This window comes from Desulfosporosinus sp. (genome assembly GCF_014237355.1).
Classification (GTDB): Bacteria; Bacillota; Desulfitobacteriia; order Desulfitobacteriales; family Desulfitobacteriaceae; genus Desulfosporosinus.
Window position 1 is genome coordinate 113,307 of sequence record NZ_JABZFS010000049.1, and the last position, 24,658, is coordinate 137,964.

The following is a 24,658-nucleotide window of genomic DNA, read 5'->3' on the forward strand; positions in this document are numbered from 1 at the left end:
TTAAAGCCTCCTTTGTTCGTAAATAATGGTCTTGTTCCGCCGGAGTCGAGATAGAATTATAATAAATGATGCAATGATAAATACAATTAATACAGTTAATACATAAAACCAGTTGCGCAATGACAATCTCAGGCCCCTAAGCGAGTGGTCAAACGATATTATGGGTATGTCTGAATTAATATAGCGATGACCATTTTGCCCCACGATTAAAATTTTAGGAGTTGTTACCTGATAATTTTTGTTACGTAAATCGGCAAATTGGAAATCTAATAAGCGCAGCCCTTCTATGATTGGTACTAAGTTATTGGATTCAATATAACTGTGAAAATAAAGACCAGCACTACAATCAGGAACAACCGACAATTCATAGGCTTTAGCCAGAATAGCGCCTGCAGGATCTAATAGTCTAGGATCATAATAGCCTAGATTTTCAGGATATACTATCATTCCTGACCGTTTAGATCGAAACGTAAACGGAGCATCTAAGGTTAGAGAGGCTGATGTGTCATTAAGTTGAACCCGTCCCGACAAAGTACTAAAATGCTGATTTAAAATCTGGTACCCGTCACGCGATATGGCGGATCCCGGTACTTCAAAAGCAACTGGATACAAATCTAACTCGGCTAAACATTCTATGCCTTGACTAATCTTGCTAAGGGCAATGCTTTCTTTGACCTCCTCAAGGGGCTTATCATGATTGGCATCCCAATACTCTAACTCGTTCTCATAAGTAGCTTCATACCCTTTAAGGATAAAACACCCGCCGTTTGATTCAACAGTCTTTAACACCTCAAGTAAGTTGGGGTATTCTGCCAAAGTAACAACTTTTCCATTACTTATGGTAGTTGGGGTTAAGGCTATTGCATAGGGAACCCGTGCAACAGCTAAGGTGTTTATCAACTCGGATAGCGTATCCGGTGAAGTGAGCGGTTGAATATCTTCAATCCTCAGCAATACCTCTCTAATTTCAACCTGGTCTCTGCCAATAATCTCTTCTAGAACGCTAGCTAATATTAAGTTCAAAGGATTATGAAAGTCTAGTCGACTAATGTACACGATATTGTCCTTTTTCCAAGCGAAAGGAACATGCTCATGTAAATTATCAACCATTACTAAGTTATTCCCATCAGTTGGATAGGCACAGTATAATTCCTCACTAGGACTGATCGATAGATTTCGTCCCCTATAGTGAAGGGAAACAAATTGATTTTTCAAACCCAAAGTCTTAAAATCTGGCCATCCTTTTAGATTTGCATACTGTTCAATGTTCTGCTCAAACCAAAAAAGCACACTGACATAACTCAGTTCAAGGAGCAATTCTGCAGGGAGCTTTGCCGATTTATGTCCTAAATAAAAAATATAATCGTATCCCTTAGAACAACCCGTTGACCAATGAGAACGGTCCATTTCTTCAACCTGAATATCAAAGTGTCCTAAGTACTCACTAAGAGCATTAACGAGGGGGAAAGTTTCGCCAAACCTCGTCTTACTTTCATATAACACTAAGGCTTTGGTTTGAGGCTGCAAACCCGTCCATGGTCCTGAAGCCTCACCACGAGCTATCGATACCGATACGACTATGGCTATTAGAGGAATGCTAACCCAGATCATACTTCGTTTCTTCCAAAGCACGGTCAAAAAGCGCAAAAATATCGTCCTCACCTATCCTCACTTCAGCTTTCCCCAGTTTAAACCTTAGTTTAATTATTTTTTTCTTACCATTTATTATTACACTAATTCTGTCCAAGGCATGATTAAGCTTTTCTAAAACTAAGGCAGCCCCTTCAAGAGGAGTTCCCGGGAGGATTATGGCCGTTGTCTCTGAGTCCAAACAACCCTTCAAGTCTATGATTCGTGTCTGTTCCTCAATTATTCTGGCCATCTCCTTAATAATGTCACTCATCCCTCTTTGTCCGTAAACCGTTCGCATCTCTGTCTCGTTGACCAGGACAATTACAATAAGGGTTAATGGTTGTATAAATCGTCGTGAACGGGACACTTCTTCTTCTAACTTTAAGAAAAAAGCCTTTCTGTTGAGAAATTTAGTTTGTTCATCAATTGTAATAAATTCCATAAGCTCAGACTGTTTCTCCAGTTGCCAGACAACATTGTTAATATAGAAACTCATCTGTCCCGATAAATAAGATGCCAGTGGAACAACGAACAGCCAAACAGCGTACTGTATCTTTAGTTCAGTGATATTCCCACTTACTAGCACACTGTAAATCAGGTAGGAACCATAAATAAAGACAAAAGCTAATGAAGTAACTAGTCCGATCATAAGACCAAAGACATAGCCGATCAACAAAGCGGCAACAGTGCAGCTCATAAGCACGAAAGTACTTAGATTGACACCTGGGGTCACGGACATATTTATTGCCAATAATACTAACCATAGAAGAAAAATGGCCATAAAGAAAAGATAATCTTTTCGAACAGTTTTCAAGAAAAATGGTTCATTGGCCAACTGTTCTCTCCCCTTCTTGGTAAAGTGTTAACAAAGCTTCCAATTGATCATAGGCAAAGGCCGACTGGCTAGTTTCATAAGCAAAGGCACCCTTCAATTCATTATGATCTTTAATTCTATATGAGAGCATTCGGTCGTAACACCATTGTGCGTTTTCAGAGTCTCCTGCCTGACGAAAGACACGAGTCGCTAAGGCATAAACTGCTGCGGAGTCATCAGATCCATTTGGACTTCCGTCAATATTATAATTATTATAGATCTTATTATTAATTTGGATACTATTTCGCAAGAATTCTAAAGAAGTATTTACATTCATTCCTGCCTTCTGGGCGAAATCGATCGTAAATAATTGCTCGACAGTCATAAACGTTTCGGGCCATATATAATTACTACTTAGCAAATCATACCATGACGGAAAAAACCCAAGTTCATTAATTGGCGAATGTCTAAGTATGTCTAAAGTATTTTGCACGGCTGGTTTAGCTTGAGGAAGGATTTTGGATACTACCCCTAGTCCCAAAGGATCAATATAAAACAGTGATATTCTTAGCTCCGGTTTTCCTATTCGCCCATCATAACTGTCACAAAACAAATCTGCTGTTCGATTAAAGCGATAAATACTTAATGCAACCGATCGAGTTTCTAGTTGATAAAGAGGCCCATTGAATAATTTGCTAGCTTGATCAAGGCTCCGTATTATTCTCAATTGATCCACCAATGCAGTAGCATTATCTGGGGCTAGGTCTGGTAAACTTAATCGCCAGTATAAATACCCTTTGGGAGCCAAGAAGTGAATTCTAACATTTCCAAGAACCGTATCAAATAAGTTCTTATTCCCTGCTAAGACTGCACATTCCATTAGTTGCCCTTGAGTTTCCAGAAGCACAAAATTACCGTGTTCTGTACCGGCACCTTGCCAGTCGGTTAGCAAACCTTCTTTTGTAATAAAACGTTGACCCAATAACTGAAATATTTCACGGACAGTCTTGGAATCAGCATCGAGAGACAGTATATATTTCCCTACAAGTTTACCGTTCTGATTTAGTTTAAACTCATAAATCAAGAAGGTTAATGAAAATAAGAAAAAAATTGCAAAGGCTAATTTAACTTTTTGAATATATAATCCTACTCCTTTACCCTCCAAATTTGGCACCCTCTTAGTACCACTATTTTCTTAAGCAGCTAAAATCAATTCTCCCTTATAAACTTTGTTTAGATATATTAATAGCAGTAATTAAGTCTAGTCCATTAGTCCTATCGTTATAGGACAATAGTCCCCCCTTACCTTCAAAGATTATCTTTAATATTAAGAATTGTCAATTACTTTTTCGGAACTGTTATTTGGATAACGCAAACCTTATTTGTTATTATATGTGAATAAGAACGCCCCTTTCTTATGTGAAGGTGGCGTTCTAATTTTAAAGTATCGCTTGAGAGTATTTTCAATACTATTCATAAAAAGTTGGGCATTAGAATCTAAGTTTGTACCAAATTGTTTCCATTGACACATAGGTAATGCAGCAAGAGTATTCTCTGTGGCCTTTGGCCTTCTTCCTCAAAAACATCAACGCTTCCGATAATACTAGATAATCGGCGATATTAAACGTTAAGGCACTTTAAACCTGTTCGATAATAAGTTTGCTTATCTACTATTTATTAAATATTAAATATTAACGCCAATAGGTATTAATGTACCAATGTGCGATATCCCAACCCCACATCACAGTAATAAAGACTCCGAGGACAATAAAAGGGCCGAAGGGGATAGTACTTTTTCTATTCGCTTTCCCCAGCACAATTAATACTAAGCTTGTCATTCCACCGAGAACAACCGAAAGAAATAATGCTAGCAAGGTCATTCTCCAACCAAGAAACAGTCCAATCGGCGCGAATAGTTTCACATCACCCATTCCCATGACTTCTTCATTCTTATAAAGTAGGGAGCCAATGAAGGCAACACTTAAGAGAAAACCCGAGCCTGAAACCAGTCCCAGGAGCGGGTTCCACCAAGCATGATCGGCATAAATGTGAAATGGCCTGAAGAGGGTATAAATAAAAAGGGCTGTTCCCCCGATCATGCCTATCATTACCAGCTCATTAGGAATGATCTGGTGTTCGAGATCAATGAAAAATACGACTATTAGAAGGTACATCAGAAATAAGAAAAATCCCAAGTCTGCTGACAGACCGTATTTGATAAACAAAGTCACTGAAACTATACCAGTAATCATTTCTACCAAAAAATACCTAGCAGGTATTTTCTGATGACAATATCGACATTTTCCAGTGCAAACAAGATAACTAACTAATGGAATGAGATCAAATACTTTGGGTCTCGTTCCGCAGTGAGTACATCTGGAGGGATTAGATACTACAGCCTTCTCCTGCGGGATTCGGGATATGCAAACATTTAGAAATGAGCCTATGATAAGACCGAAGACAAAGATGATGTAGCTGATAATCGTAAACCTCCTTGTATTAGTTTCTGCAACTAGACAACGTTTTTTAAAGAGTTACTTAGACAGTCTTTTACATCAAAGACCTCCTGAAGTTTGAAGTTTAGCATCCATGCTCTCACACTCAAACGTTCGGGAGGTCTTATCTTTTTTAGACTAATATGAGGTAGTGCACATTAATTTAGTGTAAAGGAGGTGGTGTCCCAATAGTGATGGTTAGAAACGTCGCCTCGCTCTCAGTTTCGGTAGAATCGATAAAATTTTCATCTCCCGCGTCCTGCGCAGTGGCAATAAGTTTTATGACTAAGTTTTTGTCTGCTTCAGTAATTAAGGCATCAAAGGAGTAGGTTCCAGCTGGGAATACAGTGTTGGGACCAATAGGTTTTAATTTTGATTTAGTAGGATCGTCAGGATCAACTTCAAAGCTGATCTGTTGACGACTGCCCTGATAATCACAATAAAGATTTGAAAGCCCAACTTTGACGTTGCTATTACTAAAATCCATTTTCAGATAGGTTGCAGGCCTACTCAGGTCAACTTGAATTTTACCTTGAATGGGGACATTTTCCAAAACTGAAATTTGATTAGATCCTGTTTTTGTAGTGATTTTGGCGTTTGAAATCAACTTGTCAAGGGTTGCGGACACTACATTAACTGTCAATGGCGGAGGCACGGAGTCAATATTATCTTCGTACCCGGTAGTTGCATCCCTAGCCGAGGTCATCTGGGTAAGTGTCACAAAATAGCTTTGACCTGCTTGAACGCTACTACCGTTGAGGGTAATAGTGGTATCGATGGTGTATGCGCCGCTTGGGAAAGAGCTATTTGGCAGTTTAGGAATTATCTTCATTGGGTCACTAGGGTCAACAATAAAATCGATATCTGTGGTGTTAAGTTTTACTTTAGTAATGGCTACATTCATGGTGCTGCCATCACTTAGGTTGTTATTCAAATCTAACTTTATGAAACTTGCCGGTCTATTTAAGGTAAGTCCTACCTTTGCCAGGAGAGGGTCATTTAGGAAGACATCTGTCGTCCCCCCCCCACCTGTAGCTGTTATGCTTGGATTGCTGAGCAAGCTTCCGCTCAATCCAAACTTAATTGGTTCACGTGGATTACTTGGGGACAAAGTTACTGTCTTACTTGTACTTCCTTCAATCGAGAAGCCCTCAGGAACAACTAAAGTCACCGTATAATTCCCACTGCTTAAGTCTGTAAAGGAAGCAAGCCCGCTGTCAGCTGTTATTCCAGCAAGAGACTTTGTGCCTGTGACATTCACTGTCACACCTGGTATTCCTCTTAACCTCGTATCAAGAACTTCTACGTCAATCTTACCAGAGTCGACGCTAACACTAAACGACTGTTCGTTTGTTCTGACAGTCCTACCCGACAAATGAGGAGAAATTCCATAATACGCATCATAATTTACCGTGTTTACTATGGAGTAATTTCCCACATCATTAAAGGTAAATGAAAAACTCTTTTCTTGAACATTGTTCGGCCATGATGGACTAGGATTAAAGGTCAGTTCAGGAAGATTAGCATTGTAAACTGTTGTTTTAGACTTATCGGGTTTAGTCATTACACTCTGCAGGGAGATATTTTTGAATGTTTCTTTGAGAACGGTTGCTGTCGCAGTGACGTTCACAGGAATGTCTATCCTGTCACCTACTAAGAGGAACGTATTAAAGCTCTGAATACTAATTTGCGGATCCTCTACACTATTTAGTTTAATTTCTTTACTAATCTCAGCATTATTGCTGTCAAATACCACAACTTTCACTTTGTAAGCTTTAATGTTAGTATTTATCGTGGGAACACTGACGGATTGAGGGATCCCGCTTTTGATTCGTTTGCTCACATCAGGATCTTCTGCACTATAATGTTTAACCTTTTGATATTCACTAAACGTTGTTCCATTAGAACTTGTCGCTAGGTAAATATCCGCATTTTGATATTGATCGTTAAGGTCAATGTCTGTTGCCGTAAAACTAAAGTCAATAGCAGGTAGTGTATTAGCGATATTCATTCCATCAGTTATGCCATGAACCTCAAGCGTCGGCGCATGATTAGCACCCCTTGAAGCCTTGATTATTGTGTTGACAAACATTTTTTTCTCTTCTAGAGAGTTTACCGTACTATGACCTGTACCAGAAAAAGTGATATTACCTTTGGTATAGGTATAATAATCATTTCTCCCATCACCTGGATGATTATATATACTACTACTTCCTGCATTAGTCAAGGTATAAACCGGAACAACACTTTTGTCTTCTAAATCAAGCTGAAAGTACTGAAAATGTGTTGCGGAAACCGTGATATCTCCTAAGGGGAAGGGGAATTGGGTGACTAAATTATCATTAATTTTGTGTGTTTCAGTAGTCGTTTCAAAAGTTTTACCATTGTTATAGACCCCGTTGTTGTACCTACCAAGGGTCAAATTAGTGAAGCCATAGGAATCTTTACTAGCATTCGGCATTGGATCATAGGTTCGGTTAGAATCCGGAGCCGTACGATAATATCTTTGCTGCCCAATAAGCTTCCGGAAATTCTGGGTTATATTGTATCCCCAGGTGTTTGGACTATTGACTTGAAAGGTAAGGGTATCATGGGTCAACATGACACTTTGGTTAGTAGCAATAAAATTCTTCAGAGCGTCGATGGCTTTAGTGTTTGTTAGATCACTATTACCATATACATCGGCAAATCCCATAATCAACATGTCATAATTTCCATTCAGGATCGTAGGGGCAGTCATGTTATCTCCATTGACTTTAGCGGGCGCAGGAGTTGGAGTTGGGTTATTATAGGCAGCATTAAAATTTGAGACGTTCATTTCGGTGACATTAATCTTGTAGACTTTATCTTTATATAATAAATTTTGTCCGTTAATATTACTAAGGCTGTAGATAGAAAAAGTATTGTTATTAGGAATTAGCTGCAACAGACGAATGATGACTTCATCCCCACTATTCCCTTTAAACGCTGTCGCGCCAGTTACGTATGATTTTGACCCGCTTGAGCTTTCTGTGGCTGTCGAAGTATCGGTTAACTCTAACTTCCAAGGCTGCAAACCAACGAAAGAATCTGGCAGATGAAAATTAAGGGTATATCCTGTACCACTATTTAGATTACCCATTTCATAAACTACTTCTGATCTGCCTGCATAATCATCTGAAGCATTATAGATTCCATCTCCATTCATATCAATATACAGCTTGGCGACCATATTATTGAGACTAGTCTTATTATTAATATCAAATCTAAAGCTTAAGGACTTGGCTTCCTGATAACTCGCATCCGTACCATCATAGATAGTTGGCTGACTTTTCATGGTAAGAACAGGTCTTTTTCCAACGTTACTATTAACATAATTGGAAAATGAGCTAACTAGATTATTGATATTATTGGTGTTTACAGTCACAAAATTTGGATAGGTAGAGTTGTTTTTAAAACCAATAAAATTATCATAGAGTTTAGGGTGGGTTTTTCTTGAGTCAAATATGCTTTGTGCAAAGATAGTGAGCTGTTTTGAGTAAACAAAGTCCTTTAAGACATCCGCTCGTCTATTAGTAATATCGTTGTCGCTATAATATTCTTTAGACGTTCCTGAGCCATTATTCGATCCCCCCTGGGGTAGATAAGTTGGGTCTGTTCCCAAGGCAGAGTATTGTGCTCCAGAGGGATTATTACCAATGTAAACAACATCATATTTTCCATTGATTTCTTCGACTTTACTGATGAATTCAGCCATAGATATTTGGGTAATATCAATAGGATTGTTCGGAAAGGCTCCGGATAAAAGGAGTGCTGAAAGGTCATAGGTTGTACCCGGCTGTACCTCTAAGACTTTCAAGAGAGGGCCTGTTGGTATTGCCGGGAGCGTCGTTACGGGTAACGCCGCGGACTTAGCGCCTTCACCATTAGCGTTTACGGCTGAAACTGTAAAGGAGTAAGTCGTATTCGCTGTCAGACCCGTTATTAGAGCTGTATTTGTGGTTGGACTTGAGTATAAGACTCCATCCTTGTAGACTTTGTAGGATGTGGCTCCCGGACTTGCTGTCCAGGTTAATGTAAAGGATGTTTGAGTTATTCCTGATGCTGCTAAGTCTGTTGGCACTGCTGGTGCTGCCGGTCCTCCGGGTGTAATTGTTCCACCGGAATCAGATGTTCCAACATAATCTTTATTGACTACAGATAGATTATTGGCTTGAGACGTAGCATAGAATAACTTCATTGGGGTTGTGCCTTGAAATTCATTTCCATTGGTGTCCTCAAATTCTGCAAGTTCGCTAATCGGCACTTGGAAATCTAGAAAATATTGACCTGTGCCATCAGAGACGGGAACAACTCTTGCCCCTTGATTAGGATCAGCAACTGAACCAGAAGCAGTTACGTCATATACTTTATAGATTGAGCTTCCATTTTTGGTTGTATATACGTAGGACCCGTTAGCATTTCCATTAAAACCGACAACTAAAGCTGACTCCCAATGATTATTCCTAACTGTGAGGGTTCCAATAGAAGCCAAATAATGCGTATTTAAAAACTTACTCTTGTTAATTGGATTTTTACCAATCCTCATACGAAAAAACAGATTAGTTCCGTCTGATTGAAAATAGACCGAAGGCTGTGATCCGTATTGCTTTCCCTTGAGGTTAGGGCCACTTGTAATGTCCGCTCGAGTGGGACTTATTTCCCCGTTTTTGTCGCTGAAGACCTTGCCGTCTGTATCTGTGTAAGGAATAAATGAAGCGGGCCATGGGGCAGGTGTGTGCAAATCTGTGTGATCGACAACAGAAGTGCCTGCCCTAACAGGTGTTGGCAAATAGCCGAGTAAAAGAAGAGTAATAACAAAACAGGTAAAGAGTTTGTGCACTATTGCATTTTTCCCTCGCATAGCAATTCCCCTTTCACTATAAGAGTGGTATCTCCTTCTAGAGGTCAGATTAATACGCTTTAAGGTTGCTGCTCCTCCTTCCACTCGACAATCTGAAAGCGTTTCACAATATCTTGTCGAACTGCTCCGTCATAGGCAGGGGTTTCGTAAATGAACTCATTACTGTCTCCCATTGATCCCGGAGTAAAAAATCTCCTGACATTTTTATCTGTTCCTAATACTGACTTAATAATTCCTTCGTCATAGGTTATGGTAGAATGTCCATCAACTGTGACATTACCCTCGCAAATAATCGCTCCATTGAACGTTACGTTACCTTCAATAGTTAAATCTCCTTCGCAGTAAATAATTCCGCTGTAGCTTCCAGAACTTAAAGTATATGTATCACTACCCGTTGGTGATTGTAGATAGACAAAGGACTTTTGCATTCCGGTTGGATCGGAACTAACACTCAAACTGCCGTCATCATTTACAAGAGCAGTTTTATCTATAAAACCTTTCGATTTATCGATAGGACTTTCAAACCCGCTTAACTTGGAAAAAAAACTGTATGCATCATCATCTGATTCCATTACACTTTGAATAACTACTTTGTCATAGGTGATAGTCACATCATCTTCCAATATTATATTGCCTTCACAAACAATTGCACCCTTGAACGTTCCACTACCTGTAATGTTAAGATTCCCTTCACAGTAAATTATTCCGCTAGGGTTATCGGTCATATTCAAGGTATATGTGTCACTGCCCATTGGTGGCTGTAGATAGACAAAAGAATTTGTCATTCCCATTGGATTCGTCTTGATTCCTGCTAATAAGTTGCCGTTAATATCTGATACAGCAGATTTATCGACAAAATCTTCAAGATCCATTTCCAAGTCCTCTACATAACCTTTAGTTTTATCTATTAGATTCTCAAAACTAATGGGCATTTTTTTAGTAGTCCCAAGATTTTGTACTTTTGAGAGGAAGATCTTAGACAAAGTACTTTCAAATGCAAAATAATAGTTACGATAGTTCGTATATAACTCATTGTCGATCATGGGTTCAGGTTGATTGGCTGAAGGATTGGGATTAGGCCCACCATATATTGTCGCCGTCGTAGATCCTGTAGTATTATGAAGCAATGCTTGACCCAGTGCATATCCTTCGACAGTAGATCCAGAAAAAACATTTGAAACAACAGGAGTTCCACTAAGTATTCTACTCATGACGTATTCTGTTAATTGACCCTTTTTCGGAATCAGGCTATCCTGATCCTCTCCACTCTTGGCATCTCCACGCAATAAATTGAAGGCGTTGATCTCCGTCTCAACATACGGTTCAGATTCAGGATCTAATGTATATGGTTCATAGGAATAGTTATACAAAGGATCGGGATTAATCACCGGCGACAAATAAGCTCCATAGATATTAGCATTTTTGGCAGTGATGCTTTCACCAGTCTGATAATACTGGTAGCTTAGCCATGGATTAATTGGGTTTGGTTTAGTATCGGGCCAAAGAAAACGTGGCCAGCCATTTTTCTTAACTCCTGAGTACTCCGCCCAGGCGGTCCCAGGTATAATCATTTTACCTTTTAAGGTAATCGTATTTCCAGACAGGGCAGTATTGTTTATCACAGTACTACTGGCATTGGGATCCCCATTGTGTCCTTCAGCGTTAATACCAATAAAGTTTTTTGATATCACTATTTTCGAAGCCGTTCCGTCTGTAGTAGAGCCTGGAATGCTATTATTCATTTTAATATCATTCCAGGTACTTACATTTCCTTCTGCATTGATTACAGCGTTGTCGACTCTTTCATCGTCGACTGTACGGTTCACAGCCAAGCTGTTGCAGTAAATATTACCACCCTTAATATCCTGATTGACAAAATAAAGGGTTGAATCGTCCGTTGGATCCTCCTGAATATAGGTATAATTTGTTGGTGCCGGATATACGGTACTGTCGCTATAATCAAAGAACAGGCCCGGATCGTCATTGTCTGCGAATACGTTGTACTTTAAAGCAGTTTGAAAATCGTCAGGATATGGCTTAACATTAATTTCTGAATTACTTCGAATGATATGAAGGTTTCCTTTAGAATATACATTGCCATAGATATCGACTTGTGCACCATCACTATATATGCCGGAAGCTATAATATGGTTGTCGTTAAGATAAAGGCTTTCATCCTTGTTTGATGAAAATAGATCTCCTCGAATTGTGCTTGTTCCATTGATAAAACCTATGCTGCCGGCAGCGGTAATGGCATTTGTCCAGATGGGATTTCCTTGAAAGGTTACAACCTTGGTTAGATCAAGGGTTTTGTAAATCGGAAATATCACATTAAGCTTGACCGCTATCTTCTTATCATTAACAATATGGGAATTAAGCTTCACTGCTAAATTTCCATCTTCTAGAACCTGGGGCTTTGTGGGATCAAACAGATTACTCTTATATTCGCCTAGAAGTATGTCTGAACCATTCATTTGGGTTAACACTGTATAACCATTGTTATCAAGTAAGTTAGATGCGTAATAATAGTATAGTCTCTTTAAAATATCCTGCCTGAAAATCGGCTGTTTGTCTCGATAGTCCTCACTGTCCATATCCTCTAAATAGGGCTCCACTAAAGCCGTCCATTGTCCATTTATATAGGACTGGGCTGAATATGGAATGTACAGATCCCCCAAAGGTACCTCAGTTGGAGATAAGTAATATTGTCCAGCCATATAACTCTGGGCATTTGTTTCAGCGTCTTCCAAAATGGAGTTTATGGCATTTACCTCAGTTTCAGCGTTGCTGTCCAGCTCATAGTAATCCTTGGACCAATCCCTATATTTAGCACTCATTTGTACATTGGCCACGCTTGTCATTAGAGATATGGTACCAAAGGATGTGAGCATGAAGATTATCGCTAATGCCATAAGCATCGCATTACCTTTTTCACTTTTCAGATTGAGGCGCACCCAGAATCTCATTTTCATCGCTCCATTCTGAAAAATCTAGTTGTAGACATTGGCATTAACTGTGTTAGTAAGCTCCTCCACCCAAATGCCCTTACTTAGGCTGCTGACAGTAAGTGTCAAATTGTACTTCATATTCGATGTAGTACCGCTGGTGGGAACATATACTTTACTCGAAGTTCCTCTGACAGTATTAATAATTACATCACTATTACTGTTTGTATTAAAAATATAAAACTCTGCTTCTTTATCAGAGTCGTTTGTTACATTAATTATCCTTGAATCTCTGTGAAAATCAACCCTTATAGGTATAACTCTATCAGTTATTTTGGAACTATCGTATACAAACGAACTTGGCGAAGAAGGCTCCACCTCAATTTCGTAAATGTTAGATATGACAATATCTATGTCAGAAGAGTATCGTGAGAAATCTATGGTGCCTGCAAAGTTAGGATAATACCCGAATTCAGGAACAGCCGATAGCATTGGATCCGGCAAAGAACTTTTTACCATAATGGCCGCTCCATCTGGGATAACGGATAAATCGGGATACATTTCAAGGAAAGTTCCGTCTCTTTTGTAAAAATAATACGAGGTCTCTCCGTTACTTATTCTATAGCTCTCAGGGTTGGATTTGAAGGTTTCGGCTTGTTGGACAACAATAGTATTCGTCATATCCATGACTTGGGCTTCATGATTAGCATAACTTGTTGTCACAAACATTTGTAAGAGGGGGGTTGAGATAATGGCTACTATGGCTAACGCCACCATCACTTCAATTAAGGTAAAGCCTTCGTTATGTTTACATTTCACAAGATCACCTACTTTACCGTCACGCTACCTAATTGAGTGCCGAGACTAAAACGGGGAACTTGTTGATCATCACTAATAATGCTGATTTCCAAGGGATAGTCTGTTTTATTTTCAACATCGAGAGTCAAACTTACCTTATCTTGCTCATTTTTACGTGCATGAGAGATAACCTCTAACCGTAGTTTTCCTCCATCCATCAGCAATTTAGCATTTTTAGTTTGGGTAGCTCCTCCTAGGGAATAAGAATAGGACATATTATCTTGATTACCACTGATGGTTAATTTACCTCTGACACTGGCGTTGGTATTACTGTAAAGTTCAGTACCGTTCTTGGTGTAATCTCCCATGATTATCTTGGGGGCATTGTCATCATATGTACTGAGTAATAGGTAGAAATCCGGATTGTAGGTCTTGACTGGTGCTGTCGTTTGACTTGATCCTAAACTTGGAGAGGACCCTGTCGAAACTATAACTTTGTCCTCATATTCTTGATAGGCCTCAAAGGGGCTGGTTTTGCCGCTTACTGGTGGAGTATCTAAGGAATAGGTGCTTTTTTCTTCGGGGATCACATATCCTACATACTGAAGCTTGATCTGCCCTTTTAATAAGTCGGCACTTCCTCGGACCATGCTCAATTCTTTGACAATGATTTTTCGGTCGCTCTTTTCTAAATCACTGAGAAAATTATATAAAGCTCCATAACTCCCTGAAAACGCGATATCTACGTCTTCGACAAGGACCATCCCCGGAGACTTAGGTTTTGCTTGACTAGTTACACTACTATTAGCCGTGCTCGTTGTCGAAGTTCCAAGTTTACTTTCGATGTCATTTGGTACACTTGTTGGCGCGACTAACTTACCAGTATTCTGAGTCTGCCCAGAGGATGTTTTCCCTGCGGCAAAATCTTGTTTGCTCACAGCGGATATAGTGCTTAAGGATATTCCGCTGATTTCCAGTTCTCTGTCCTTGGCTAATTTATTAAGTATAAGTACAATTTCCTCTTGAGGAATCTCGTTAGGTATAACCTTAGTCAAGGTACTAAACTTGTAATCCAACAGCTTAAGATTCTCCATATATTGATCTTTTTGAGCCATATCCTTTTCAAAATTTGAGGCAATTAATTGCTCCCCTGCATAACGAGTCTTCAAGCTGCTATACTCCTGATATTTAGGATCTAGGAGATAATGGTATATTCCATACCCCTCAAATCCTAGTACTAATAACGCTAAGAGAATAAAATCCCTTTTTGAAAGGCTAAGCGAGGAAGATTTTGGGCGATTTAGTTTTACCTTTTTAAAAAAGTTTGGTCTCTTCTTAAAGGCCTTAAGCAGCTGAGACCTGAACTCAAAGCTTTTAAGTTTAGACCAGTTAATCTTTAACTTCATGGGATTTTCCTCACTTTTTCATAGTTAAAAGCGCCGAGAAATTATACTCTGTTAAACCATTAGGATTAGATTCTGTAGCGTTACTGGCGGTACCACTTACATTGCTCAGATAAACATCACTAAACAGTCCGCTCCCCTTCAAGTTATATATGAAATATGCGATGCTATCCCTGTCCTTTGCTTTCCCTATAATATTCAAATCGCCAGTTTGACTGAGGGCATAGTTGACAATGAAGACATTCTCAGGCATGACACTGGAAATTCTATCAAATATTCTTGTATTAAAGGTAGACTGAGCTACCACTAAATCAACAATTCCTGAGAGCTGATTTATCTTGTCCTGTCTGACCTGAATATTGTTTTTCAGCTCAACGATGGGAGCAGCCTCCTTGATCTTTTGTGCAATAGCCACTTGCTTAGCTTCTATCTTGGCCTGAAGAATTGTAAGAGTTCCATATCCTAGCCCCCCCAGGGCCAAAACAACCAGAGCGGCTATCCCTAATTTTTGACCCATCCCTGAATTCTGGCGTTCTCTTTTTTGCTGATGGGACTGTGAAATAAGATTAATGTCCTTCAAGGCCTTAGTCCTCCCTTAAAGCCGCGCCAATCGCCGGCATGAGAATAAAGAATTTGTCAGAGACTTCAAGGGGAATACTATCTGATTGAGCTACTGTGACAGGAGTCCTGAACATCCCACTGAAGTATGTCTCCAAGCCCGGGAAATTACTGCCTCCACCTGTAAAGCAGATTTTCTGAATTCCATCTTGGAGCTTACTATAACGGATATAATCCAGGGTTTGTCGCATCTGATCTTCCACGGAAGAATATCCAAGTCGAAGGCAGGAGTCCAGTTCATCTTGATTAATTGACAAATCCTTGTACCCGGTCTGTCTGGCTGCTTCCGCTTCCTCCATAGTAATCTCAAAACGGTTGACTATCAAGCTATCGACGAAAGCACCTCCGCCAGAAACGCTGCGGCTTAAAATAATCTTTCCATCGACTAATACGTTCACTTGAGACATGGTGTAGCTTAGATCAACCAACAAGACCGAATCCCCTGGCGCTGGGGACTGAACAAACCAATTATATGCTTTAGCAAGGCTGTTAGCGTTGACATCCACATATTTCAAGGAAATACCGGAATCAGCAAACAGCTCCACATAGCTATTGACAATTTCTTTCGGGCAAGATGTACTAATTCCATTAAGAAACTCGTCGGTCTTGGTATAGACTTTAAAAGCCGTAGAATGGGTCTGCAGCATGTCTGGAAAACTTTGAGCTAATTCAAATTGGACAGCGGGTTCGATTTCATCGTCATTAAGTGCTGTTAGGTTAAGCTCTCGAAGCATAATTCCTGAGGAATGAAGTGTGACAGCAACCTTCTTAGCCATCAATTTATGGTCACTGATTGCACTTTTAAGCATATCTAAAACCGCTTGCCGGTCCCTAATCAAGCCGTCTGAAACACTTCCAGGCGGCGTAGGAACGATTGCCCACGCTTTTAATTCTGGTTTAGTCCCTTGTTTCAGTAGCACAAACTTCGTCAAACGCGTTCCGATATCAATTCCTAGGACTTCGTTTTTCCTAAACATGCTGTTCCTCCCGGCCTTATGTAATGCGCTATGTAAAAGGGCGATTTCTATGGTGAGCGCAGCGTGATTTCCTGAGTTAAATCCACTGTATTATCCATTGATTTAACTCTAAAGCGAAGATTGGCCCCAAATTGTTCGATTTTTAAGTAGCTTAATTCCGAAATTTCTATGCCATTTGCTAACACAGGGTTAAAGCCTGTATTCCCGCTTTGTTCACGTAATTTATCTGTATTAGCGTCATAATATATCCAAAACGTATTCCCTGGAGTACTAGCATCGTTTATTCTCAAAACCTCAATTGGGTTATTAAAACTATCCCTTTCACTAATTACCGCTATACCGCCGGCTACGTCGTTTTGACGAATTTTCACTGTGATATAAGCAATTGCCAGGCGCGCATCACTTTGATTTTCCATCGTCGTATTGGCATTGCGATAGAACTTAACACCCATGTTTAACATAGATACAAGCATAGTGCCTAAAATGGCGATAATTGCTAAAACAGCGATGAGCTCAATTAGGGTATACCCTTGTGTCCTTTTTGATTTCTTCTTTTCCATCTCCAATATTGATTCCTCCAGTATTATCTTAAATCAACATGGAGTGAGTTAACACCATAAATACCACTACCATTTAGTACATAAGTATATTTATATTTTGCTGTATTCAACCTAACACCAGTTTCCTGAGCCAAATCAGAAGCTAAGGCCGACAACTCAGATGCTGTAAGGTTTGGAGTACTACTGTCATGAACCCCTTGATTAGGATAAGCTCCTGTTAAGGCATAGTGCTCTATTAAGGCTTTATTCACTACTTTTTCATGTGCGGCACGATCATTTTCATTGGCCATATCCCTAGCTACTGATAGGCTTGGATATGCCGTCGCAGAAATAATCCCGATAATCACGAGCACTATTATTATTTCTATTAAAGTGAATCCTTTATTGTTGAACAATGCCAATGACTCCTTGTGAATAGCAACATATTAATATCCTTGCTATAAAAATTTTATTAGTCAGCAGTTACCGCTCCGTCTTTATTACATCTTGCGGTCTTTCCATCTTTCTCATAAGTAAAGGCACCGTCATCAATGATATTACCTGTAGCTATATCATCTATTGTACCTGTGAATGTGGGTGAATTCGTATAGGTAGGATCATCATCATCATCTACCCCAGTTTGAACTCTAAAACCAGTTGCTCTTTCAACTTCTGGCCACTTACCATACTTCGAATAAAAAGTCTCAGCCATAGTTCTAATAGATTTAGCCTCAGATATTGCGGCACCCATTCTTGCATCATCAGTAAACGAATAATACCTTGGCAGCATAATCCCTGCTAAAATTCCTATAATGGCAATAACGACAATTAACTCCACAAGCGTGAAGCCCTTCTGCTTATGTTTTAGCTTCTCTACACGTTGTCCTAGTTCCATTTCTTTTCTACCTCCCTTTTATCAATGAGGTTCGATTGACCGAAGGCAAGCAACTATTAAAAAACAGTTTAATAACTCTTTTTGGAAGAATCGTTATAGCTACTTGGCATAACGATTCTTCCAAGTTATTCTTACAGGTGCATTATGGTACTGATATATTTCCATTAGCATCGCATGTTACCAAAGGAGCATTACCTTTATTACTTTGATACGTAAATCCTCCAGTAGGTGCTGGTGGTGTTTCTGAGTCCATTGTCGGCACTACAGTTCCATCAAAAGTATATGTTTGACTCCCTGCTGTCACAGTCGTTTTAGAAGCATTCACAGTATAGGTTGGCCAATCCCCAGTTTGTGCATAATGTGTTTCCGCAATCGCCCTAATGTTTTTAGCTTCAGATATCGCAGCAGCCTCTCTAGCATCGTCTGTAAAACCAAAGAATCTCGGCAACATAACTCCCGCTAAAATTCCAATAACTGCTATTACAACAATTAACTCTACAAGCGTAAAGCCCTTTTGCTTCTGTTTGAGCCTCTTCATACGTTCTCTTAATTCCATCTCTTTCTACCTCCCCCAATTATTGTTGAACGGATTGCATAATGCTAACCATTGGCAACATCATTGCCATAACGACGGTGCCCACGACGACTGCCATAATAACAATCATGGCGGGTTCAATCATGGCCGTCAGTTTTTCAATCGCCTCATCCACCTCCTCATCGAAGAATACTGCTGTTCTTGTAAGTAGATCATCCAATTGTCCCGTGGCTTCCCCTACTTCTATCATATGAATTAACATAGGAGGAAAAACACCCATTTTCTTAATGGAGCCGGAAATCCCCTTGCCCTCCATAACTTCATCCCGACATTCTACAAATCTATGGGCAACTACCCGATTCCCTAGTAAACCACCCATGATCTCAAAAGACCGGATAATCGGGATACCACTTTTAAGTAAAATCCCCATGCTTCTAGCGAACCGAGCGGTTATTATCTTAACGATGGTTACTTTAAGAACAGGGGCCTTTAATTTTAAAGAGTCCAACCAAAATCTAAACTCATTATTCTTAGATAGAATTCTTATTGCTAGCCCACCAAGGACAGTGATCCCAAAAATAAGCCCCCCATTCTTCACCATAAAACCGCTCATCCCCATCAAGGTTTTGGTCAAGGCCGGCAATTCCCCACCCATGGACTGCAAAATATTTGCAAACGTCGGCAGGACCTTAACCATTAGTAACGTAACCACCCCCACCATGAGGATTAGTAAGATTATTGGATAGGTCATAGCACTTTTGATTTTGCGGCGAAGCTTGTTCTCTTTTTCATAATATTCAGCCAAGCTAATCATGATGGTATCCAAGGTTCCGCTGGCCTCGCCCACTTCCACCATGTTTCTCATGAATTCCGGGAAGATATTGGGATGAGCTTGCAAGGTGCTGGAAAACAAATTACCTCTTTGGAGTTGTTCATGAACATCTTCTAGTGTATCTCGAAACTTTTTCTTTTCCACCTGATCCCTTAAAATGCCTAAAGCCTCGACAATTGGAATACCTGCATTCAAGATGACTGAGAACTGACGGCAGAAAAGAGAAATATCCTTCATATCAACTCGTTTAAGTAATTCACCAAAGCTGTATTCTTTTCCTTTAATCTGAGCATCAATTAGAAAATATCCTTGATCTGACAGCATAGCCTTGAGGACCTCTAGAGACGAAAAATCTTGAGTTCCCGTGAGTTCTTCACCATTCAGCTTTTTGGCCCTAAAGGTATAAATTGGCATCGTTTTACCACCTTCTAGCTCGCTAGTTAAGAGTTTTTCAGACTTTCAGTCTTCAGACAGAATTATTCTCTGACAAAGACAGTACGAACCATCTCATTGATGCTGGTTACTCCATTTAAGACAAGTCGTCTACAGTTACTATAAAGGGTCACCATGCCCTCTTTGAGGGCCATGGTCCTCAATTCGTCGGCATTAGCACCGCGTTCGATTATGCTCCGCATTTTATTGTCTAGACGCAATACTTCATGAATTGCAATACGCCCTTTATAACCTGTGCTGTTACAAGCAGGGCAGCCTACTGCTTTGTACAACTTATGATCTTTTTGTTCTCGTAGAATCTTCTTTTCACGTTCATCTGCAAGATACCCCCGCTTACAGGCGGGGCAGAGTTTGCGCAGAAGTCTTTGGCTGATAATACCAATAATTGCTTCTGCAACGAGGTAAGGAGCAATTCCCATATCTACTAAGCGGGTCAAGGAGCTAGGAGCATCATTAGTATGTAAGGTTGAAAAGACTAAGTGTCCGGTGATAGCTGCTCGTACCGCGATGCGTGCAGTTTCTTCATCCCGCATCTCCCCGATCATGATAATATCAGGGTCTTGTCTTAATATGCTTCTTAAGCTGGAGGCGAAGGTTAGTCCGGCTTTCGTATTGACTTGAACCTGGTTGATCCCCATCAAGGTATATTCGACAGGATCTTCAACTGTAACAATATTCTTGTCAATGGTGTTTAATTCCTTCAAGATGGTGTAGAGTGTTGTAGATTTTCCGCTTCCTGTAGGCCCCGTTAACAAAATGATTCCATAGGGCATACTTAAAATACGATTAAGAAGAGCATTATCATGGTTAGTAAAACCAAGCATACTTCGACTTAATTCAAAATTCCTTCCGTCAAGAATTCTGATAACTATTTTTTCCCCAAATACTGTAGGCAACGAGGAAACCCGGAAATCATAGTTCTGTCCTCCAAGCTCCATTTCATTCCTTCCATCTTGAGGAATTCGATTTTCAGCGATGTTCATACCCGCCATGATTTTGATACGGGTGCACACAGATGAATATAAGCTCTTAGGTATCGCCATACTTGCTACTAAAATTCCATCAATCCTATAGCGGACTTTGACTTCTTTTTCAAAAGGTTCTATATGTATATCACTTGCGCCAGTGGTAATGGCCTGATTAAGAATAGAATTAGTAAGCCTGACTGCAGGAGCACTCTGGACTTCGTCAATAATCGCTTGATCGTATTTTCCATCTAATTCAACCTTATATTCCTTTTTTAAGTCTTCTAAGGCTTTATCGGTTGATTGTTTGCTGAAATATAGCTCGATAGCTTTTTCTATAGCCTCATACCCGGCGATACAGGGTTGAATAATTTTCTGGGTTATAAACGAAATATCGTCGATGGCAAAAATATTAAGTGGATCACTCATGGCGACCAGCAGCTTACCATCTTTTTCACCAAAAGGAATAAGATTGTATTTCTTAGCGACTTCTTTGGGTATACTTCGAGCAATCTCTGGATCAATAAATGCTTTAGCTATATCAAAGCGTTCAATAGAAAGTTGAACAGCAAGAGTATCCATGATCTCATCTTCTGTTAAGATGTTAAGATCAATCAGGATCTGTCCCATCCGTTTTCTGGACTTTCGTTGTTCAGCTAACACCTCTTCAAGCTGCGTTTGGCTAATCATTCCAGCTCCCATCAGGAGCTCGCCCAGCTTAATTCTCTGTTTTGATTTTTCCATACTCACTTACTGACACCTTTCAAAACAAGCTTAGATAGATAGTATAAGGAACCAGTATATGACTTATATCTCCAAATTATCTGACTAATTATTATTTTTAGTGATTAAGCGATATATATCTATATTATAACATAAGAACCTACTATATTTACCTGGAACAATGTCTTAGTAGATAAACATAACAATGATGATACTGTGATTTTAATCCATTATTTTAGGGCCTTAGTCCTATCGTTAAAGGACTTATGACCTATTATAATTCTATTATTGTACTATGTATAGATTAAGTAATAGTCAATAGATAAATAATTTTCGCTATCAAAATTCAAATGTTTTTTAATAAGTCTGATTTGTTACAAAAATAACCCAACAAGTGATATTATTACATTAAAATAAGTACAAGTAAACAAGGGGGAAATTGTTCATGTCCGATCATATATCCTATCAAGGCACTGAGGACTATATCGTTTCCAACGATCTTCGCAACAGTGTCAATATCTCAGTCGCTTTAAAGCGACCGCTCTTAATCAAAGGCGAGCCAGGCACCGGTAAAACTGTTCTCGCTGAAAGCATTGCCCGTTCACTGGGACTCCGCTTAATCATCTGGAATATTAAATCCACTACCAAAGCACAGGATGGCCTCTACGTTTATGACACAGTTCAACGCCTCTATGACAGTCAGTTTGGCGAGCAAAATGTATCAGACATCAAGCGATACATTAAGTTAGGTAAACTGGGAGAAGCCTTCGAGTCCAAGGAACGGGTTGTCCTTCTCATTGACGAAATTGATAAAGCTGATCTGGAGTTTCCCAATGATTTGCTCTGGGAATTAGACGTCATGAATTTTTATATCCCTGAAACTGGAGAAACCATCACCACAAAACATCGTCCCATCGTGATTATCACGAGCAACGCAGAGAAAGAACTTCCCGATGCTTTTTTGCGTCGTTGTGTTTTCCATTATATTGACTTTCCCGACGAAGCCATGATGGAAGAGATTGTTCATGTCCATTTTCCTGAACTAGAAGCCAATTTACTGGCAGAAGCATTAAATTCCTTCTATTGGTTACGAAGTGTCCCCGGTTTACAGAAAAAGCCCAGTACGAGTGAACTTTTAGATTGGGTACAAGCCTTAACCATCGGCGGTATAGAACCGGAGAAAATTTCTAGGGAGATCCCTTTCTTAGGAGCGTTGTTAAAGAAAAATCAGGATTTCGATCTGGCTCTAAGGCAGCTACATTTACGGGGGACGGATAGTTCTCCCCGGGCCACAAGTCGTGGTTGGTAGCGCTGCCTATGTACACGAACTTTTTTTACCTACTACGCCGGGAAGGGATTCCAGTTTCTATCACAGAATGGATGACGTTGATGGAGGCTCTGTCTAAAGGCTTAGCCGGATCAAGCCTATCTGGGTTTTATTATCTTGCTAGATCCGTACTCGTAAAGAGCGAAAGCCACTTTGACCAATATGACCTAGCCTTTCAGAAGTATTTTCGGGGGATTGAGACCCCTGAACAATTATTGGATCAAGTTTCTCAATGGCTGGAAAATCCTCTGCCTGCTAAGCAGTTTTCCGAAGAAGAGCGGAACCAACTCTTAAATAAGCTAGGTTTACCTGATTGGGATAGTTTAAAAGCGGCCCTAGAAGAACGTCTGCGTAAACAAGATGCTCCCCATCACGGCGGAAATACCTGGATCGGAACTGGTGGGACTTCCCCTTTTGGACACTCTGGCTTTCATCCGGGAGGAATAAGAATCGGCGGACAGTCCCAGGGTCAATCTGCCGTGAAAGTTGCCTCAGAGCGAAATTACCGAGAGTATCGCAAGGACAAAACCTTGGGAGTACGTCAATTTGAAGTTGCCTTACGCCGCTTACGCCAGTTTAGTACACGTCTCGATGGAGCAAAAGATCAATTGGATTTAGAGGATACCATTGATGAAACCTGTAAAAATGCCGGTCAATTAAAACTTGTGTGGACACGGCCCCGGAAAAACGCCGTCAAACTTATCGTTTTGATGGATGCGGGTGGATCTATGGCCCCTTACGCCAAAATCTGTAGTCAGTTATTCTCTGCGGTGCATAGGTCATCACATTTCAAGGATTTAAAGTTCTATTATTTTCATAACTGCATCTATGACCTCCTATATACTGACGCTAGTTGTAGTCCCCGAAGAGCCGTCAAAACCATAGATACTATGAATTCCCTCAGTTCAGATTATAAGATAATTATTATTGGGGATGCTGCTATGGCACCTAGTGAACTTACCATGGTTGATGGTAATATCTTTTGGGATATTGGCAACGACGAACCTGGCTTAACTTGGCTCCAGCGTTTAGCTAGGAAATTCCCGTATAACATTTGGCTTAATCCTATACCTGAGAAGTATTGGGAGCGAGTTCACGGGTATCAAACCCTAAAAATGGTGCGCAGTGTCTTCCCTATGTACGAATTAACCTTAGAAGGCCTTGATCAAGGGATTAAAAAACTGATGGTTCGGAAATAGAGTGGGCCAGGGGGACAAGTGACCTTGTCCCCCTGGCCCAAGGAAAAAGGAACCCGCTAGAGGGTTCCTTTTTGCGATTTATTGTTTTGGTCTCATAAGAATTCAATTTCCAACGGCATCTTCTCAACCAATTCTTTTAACTCAGGCCAACACTGCTTTGTCGTTTGGATCATAACTTCTCCGATTTGTTTGTTGGTGGTTGTCACAACACCTAAATGTCCAAGGCCCTCGACAAGTTTGCAAAGCATCTGGATTTCAGACCGATCTATGCGCGCTTTAACGATAAGGTCAATATCCGAAAGCTGATCGCTGACTTGTTCTGAATAATTCATTAACTCGTCCCCTAATTCTCTAATTTTCTTCATTAGTTAAAGCTTTTACTCAATGAACTCTATCTCAAAGGGCATATTCTCTATGGCCTTCTTTAAATCGGGCCAACAATACTTCGTTGTTTGAATCATGACTTCTCCTAGGGCCTTGTTCGTTGTAGTAACGATGCCCAAATGCCCTAAACCCTCGACAAGTTTGTCTAACATTTGCATTTCTACCCGTGCTAAGCGGGCTTTTATGATAACATCCGAATCTGCAAACGATGAGCTTGATTGGTCTCTGAAATCTTTATCCAT

At 40.0% G+C, this 24,658-nt stretch carries 20 protein-coding genes; 2 read left to right on the forward strand and 18 right to left on the reverse strand.

The features are described 5' to 3' along the window. The 16 genes from HGJ98_RS10510 to HGJ98_RS10585 form a co-directional block, all read right to left on the reverse strand. Positions 1–1,611, reverse strand: coding sequence for a DUF2334 domain-containing protein (locus HGJ98_RS10510; protein WP_291351144.1), 1,611 nt, complete (start codon positions 1,609–1,611; stop codon positions 1–3). Next, the gene (locus HGJ98_RS10515; protein ID WP_291351145.1) at positions 1,598–2,467 is read right to left on the reverse strand and encodes a diguanylate cyclase; all 870 of its coding nucleotides are present in this window, start codon (positions 2,465–2,467) and stop codon (positions 1,598–1,600) included. The genes HGJ98_RS10510 and HGJ98_RS10515 overlap by 14 nt, the downstream gene beginning before the upstream one ends. Beyond that, on the reverse strand, positions 2,457–3,611 hold the full coding sequence (locus tag HGJ98_RS10520; RefSeq protein WP_291351146.1) for a hypothetical protein: 1,155 nt from the start codon (positions 3,609–3,611) through the stop codon (positions 2,457–2,459). Before HGJ98_RS10520 ends, HGJ98_RS10515 begins: the two co-directional genes overlap by 11 nt. Before the next feature lie 526 nt (positions 3,612–4,137). Beyond that, entirely contained in the window at positions 4,138–4,929 is a 792-nt protein-coding gene (locus tag HGJ98_RS10525; protein WP_367142718.1) for an A24 family peptidase, read from the reverse strand. A gap of 175 nt (positions 4,930–5,104) precedes the next feature. Next, positions 5,105–9,823, reverse strand: coding sequence for a DUF5057 domain-containing protein (locus HGJ98_RS10530; protein ID WP_291351147.1), 4,719 nt, complete (start codon positions 9,821–9,823; stop codon positions 5,105–5,107). 59 nt (positions 9,824–9,882) lie between these two features. Beyond that, positions 9,883–12,789 carry a DUF2572 family protein gene (locus tag HGJ98_RS10535; protein WP_291351149.1) on the reverse strand — a complete coding sequence of 969 codons (2,907 nt, stop codon included), beginning with the start codon at positions 12,787–12,789 and terminating at the stop codon, positions 9,883–9,885. 24 nt (positions 12,790–12,813) lie between these two features. Next, positions 12,814–13,587, reverse strand: coding sequence for a type II secretion system protein (locus tag HGJ98_RS10540; protein ID WP_291351151.1), 774 nt, complete (start codon positions 13,585–13,587; stop codon positions 12,814–12,816). 8 nt (positions 13,588–13,595) lie between these two features. Then, complete coding sequence (locus HGJ98_RS10545) at positions 13,596–14,972, reverse strand: hypothetical protein (protein WP_291351152.1); 1,377 nt, start codon at positions 14,970–14,972, stop codon at positions 13,596–13,598. A 10-nt stretch (positions 14,973–14,982) separates the two neighbouring features. Further along, positions 14,983–15,549 (reverse strand): PilN domain-containing protein, encoded by a 567-nt coding sequence (locus HGJ98_RS10550; RefSeq protein WP_291351154.1) that lies wholly within the window; start codon positions 15,547–15,549, stop codon positions 14,983–14,985. A 4-nt stretch (positions 15,550–15,553) separates the two neighbouring features. Then, positions 15,554–16,564: a type IV pilus assembly protein PilM gene (gene pilM / locus HGJ98_RS10555; RefSeq protein WP_291351156.1), complete on the reverse strand. Its 1,011-nt coding sequence runs from the start codon at positions 16,562–16,564 to the stop codon at positions 15,554–15,556. A gap of 47 nt (positions 16,565–16,611) precedes the next feature. Beyond that, positions 16,612–17,124: a DUF4860 domain-containing protein gene (locus HGJ98_RS10560; RefSeq protein ID WP_291351230.1), complete on the reverse strand. Its 513-nt coding sequence runs from the start codon at positions 17,122–17,124 to the stop codon at positions 16,612–16,614. Positions 17,125–17,147: 23 nt separating this feature from the next. After that, the gene (locus HGJ98_RS10565) at positions 17,148–17,519 is read right to left on the reverse strand and encodes a prepilin-type N-terminal cleavage/methylation domain-containing protein (protein WP_291351158.1); all 372 of its coding nucleotides are present in this window, start codon (positions 17,517–17,519) and stop codon (positions 17,148–17,150) included. Positions 17,520–17,575: 56 nt separating this feature from the next. After that, entirely contained in the window at positions 17,576–17,998 is a 423-nt protein-coding gene (locus tag HGJ98_RS10570; RefSeq protein ID WP_291351159.1) for a prepilin-type N-terminal cleavage/methylation domain-containing protein, read from the reverse strand. Positions 17,999–18,140: 142 nt separating this feature from the next. Then, on the reverse strand, positions 18,141–18,536 hold the full coding sequence (locus HGJ98_RS10575; protein WP_291351161.1) for a type II secretion system protein: 396 nt from the start codon (positions 18,534–18,536) through the stop codon (positions 18,141–18,143). Between the two features lie 37 nt (positions 18,537–18,573). Beyond that, positions 18,574–19,779: a type II secretion system F family protein gene (locus HGJ98_RS10580; protein WP_291351162.1), complete on the reverse strand. Its 1,206-nt coding sequence runs from the start codon at positions 19,777–19,779 to the stop codon at positions 18,574–18,576. Between the two features lie 62 nt (positions 19,780–19,841). Continuing rightward, on the reverse strand, positions 19,842–21,527 hold the full coding sequence (locus HGJ98_RS10585; protein ID WP_291351232.1) for an ATPase, T2SS/T4P/T4SS family: 1,686 nt from the start codon (positions 21,525–21,527) through the stop codon (positions 19,842–19,844). A 424-nt stretch (positions 21,528–21,951) separates the two neighbouring features. Between HGJ98_RS10585 and HGJ98_RS10590 the strand changes: the two genes are divergently transcribed. Together HGJ98_RS10590 and HGJ98_RS10595 are read left to right on the forward strand one after the other, a co-directional pair. Further along, entirely contained in the window at positions 21,952–22,815 is an 864-nt protein-coding gene (locus HGJ98_RS10590) for a MoxR family ATPase (RefSeq protein ID WP_291351164.1), read from the forward strand. A gap of 8 nt (positions 22,816–22,823) precedes the next feature. Next, positions 22,824–24,032 carry a VWA domain-containing protein gene (locus HGJ98_RS10595; RefSeq protein ID WP_291351166.1) on the forward strand — a complete coding sequence of 403 codons (1,209 nt, stop codon included), beginning with the start codon at positions 22,824–22,826 and terminating at the stop codon, positions 24,030–24,032. A gap of 92 nt (positions 24,033–24,124) precedes the next feature. Here the strand turns inward: HGJ98_RS10595 and HGJ98_RS10600 are convergent, their stop codons facing one another. Together HGJ98_RS10600 and HGJ98_RS10605 are read right to left on the reverse strand one after the other, a co-directional pair. Further along, positions 24,125–24,364 (reverse strand): DUF4911 domain-containing protein, encoded by a 240-nt coding sequence (locus tag HGJ98_RS10600; protein WP_291351168.1) that lies wholly within the window; start codon positions 24,362–24,364, stop codon positions 24,125–24,127. Between the two features lie 45 nt (positions 24,365–24,409). Further along, on the reverse strand, positions 24,410–24,658 hold the full coding sequence (locus HGJ98_RS10605) for a DUF4911 domain-containing protein (protein ID WP_291351170.1): 249 nt from the start codon (positions 24,656–24,658) through the stop codon (positions 24,410–24,412).

Coding starts and splice junctions, on each gene's coding strand:
- HGJ98_RS10510 (WP_291351144.1), bottom strand. CDS start 1,611: ATGATCTGGGTTAGCATTCCTCTAATAGCCATAGTCGTATCGGTATCG.
- HGJ98_RS10530 (WP_291351147.1), bottom strand. CDS start 9,823: ATGCGAGGGAAAAATGCAATAGTGCACAAACTCTTTACCTGTTTTGTT.
- HGJ98_RS10535 (WP_291351149.1), bottom strand. CDS start 12,789: ATGAGATTCTGGGTGCGCCTCAATCTGAAAAGTGAAAAAGGTAATGCG.
- HGJ98_RS10545 (WP_291351152.1), bottom strand. CDS start 14,972: ATGAAGTTAAAGATTAACTGGTCTAAACTTAAAAGCTTTGAGTTCAGG.
- pilM (WP_291351156.1), bottom strand. CDS start 16,564: ATGTTTAGGAAAAACGAAGTCCTAGGAATTGATATCGGAACGCGTTTG.
- HGJ98_RS10560 (WP_291351230.1), bottom strand. CDS start 17,124: ATGGAAAAGAAGAAATCAAAAAGGACACAAGGGTATACCCTAATTGAG.
- HGJ98_RS10570 (WP_291351159.1), bottom strand. CDS start 17,998: ATGGAACTAGGACAACGTGTAGAGAAGCTAAAACATAAGCAGAAGGGC.
- HGJ98_RS10575 (WP_291351161.1), bottom strand. CDS start 18,536: ATGAAGAGGCTCAAACAGAAGCAAAAGGGCTTTACGCTTGTAGAGTTA.
- HGJ98_RS10580 (WP_291351162.1), bottom strand. CDS start 19,779: ATGCCAATTTATACCTTTAGGGCCAAAAAGCTGAATGGTGAAGAACTC.
- HGJ98_RS10585 (WP_291351232.1), bottom strand. CDS start 21,527: ATGGAAAAATCAAAACAGAGAATTAAGCTGGGCGAGCTCCTGATGGGA.
- HGJ98_RS10590 (WP_291351164.1), top strand. CDS start 21,952: ATGTCCGATCATATATCCTATCAAGGCACTGAGGACTATATCGTTTCC.
- HGJ98_RS10595 (WP_291351166.1), top strand. CDS start 22,824: ATGTACACGAACTTTTTTTACCTACTACGCCGGGAAGGGATTCCAGTT.
- HGJ98_RS10600 (WP_291351168.1), bottom strand. CDS start 24,364: ATGAATTATTCAGAACAAGTCAGCGATCAGCTTTCGGATATTGACCTT.
- HGJ98_RS10605 (WP_291351170.1), bottom strand. CDS start 24,658: ATGGATAAAGATTTCAGAGACCAATCAAGCTCATCGTTTGCAGATTCG.